A 954-nucleotide genomic window follows, 5' to 3' on the forward strand; every position below is an offset into this window, starting at 1 on the left:
GGGCAGGCGGCCGGCGCTCACCCGCTTGGCCTCGGCCTGGGCCAGTGCGTCGAAGCTCGCCTGCAGGCCGGGCTGTTGGATCAGCGCCAGGCTCGACGGCCTGGTCGGCCTCCAGTGGCTGGGCCAGCAGGACCTGGACGCGGGCCTGCACGGCCTCGGGCACAGTGTCCGTGCCATGGGCCCGCGGCGTCTGGCCGGTGCGGGCCTGGGTCAGGGCGGTGACCTCGTCCATGCCACCGTTGTCGGAGAAGCTGGAGCAGCCGGCCAGCACGGCCAGGCTCAGCGCCGAGAGGGACAGGCGCAACCCGCGGCGGCGCCTGGACACCGGCGGGCGACAGGCCCTTCCGGTGGGTTCAATCGGAAACATCGAAAACCCTTCTGTTCGTCGGCTGCGCCCGGTGGGGCAGCCCTGGGACAGGCACCCTGGCGGGCGCCACAGAACGACACCCCGGGGCATCGGCCGGGGCTTGGGGGTCAGCTGCGCCTGGGGGGGCGTTCGTCGGGCGCGCCCTGGAAGGCGGGCGCGGGCGCCGTCAGCCGCGGATAGCGCACCGAGGCGATGGGCTGGGATCGCGGCACGCCTTCGACCCCGCGCGGCAGCACGGCCAGACAGCAGGCGCCCGCGCTGGCGTGGCAGAGCGGGTTCGCGGCGTGGTCGGCGCCCGCGCCGTCCGACATGGCGTGGGCGGCCATCCCATCCGCCCCATCCATCCCATCGACCTGCAGCGCATGCAGCGCGCAGGGGGCGTCCTGCGCAGGGGCCTGGGTCGACAGGGGCACCCAGGCCCAACTGGCCCGCAGCGGCAGCAGCAGGGCCAGCATCAGCACCAGAAGGATGCGCGCGGAAGAGGTCACGATGGGCGGACTGTAAACCTTGCCGCCGTGGCAAGGTCAAGCCCTGGCGCGGCCCTCAGGGCTTGGGGCGGACCAGCCGGACCCAGTGGGTCGCGCGCT

1 protein-coding gene and 1 pseudogene are annotated in these 954 nt (G+C 74.3%); both read right to left on the minus strand.

The window, feature by feature from the left end; translation table 11 throughout:
* Positions 1-304: pseudogene (locus tag I73_RS25465) on the minus strand (hypothetical protein); the annotation flags it as partial.
* A 170-nt stretch (positions 305-474) separates the two neighbouring features.
* Positions 475-855 carry a hypothetical protein gene (locus I73_RS02135; RefSeq protein WP_022979108.1) on the minus strand — a complete coding sequence of 127 codons (381 nt, stop codon included), beginning with the start codon at positions 853-855 and terminating at the stop codon, positions 475-477.
* Positions 856-954: the final 99 nt, after the last annotated feature.

Source organism: Ideonella sp. B508-1 (genome assembly GCF_000333615.1).
Lineage (GTDB): Bacteria > Pseudomonadota > Gammaproteobacteria > Burkholderiales > Burkholderiaceae_C > Ideonella.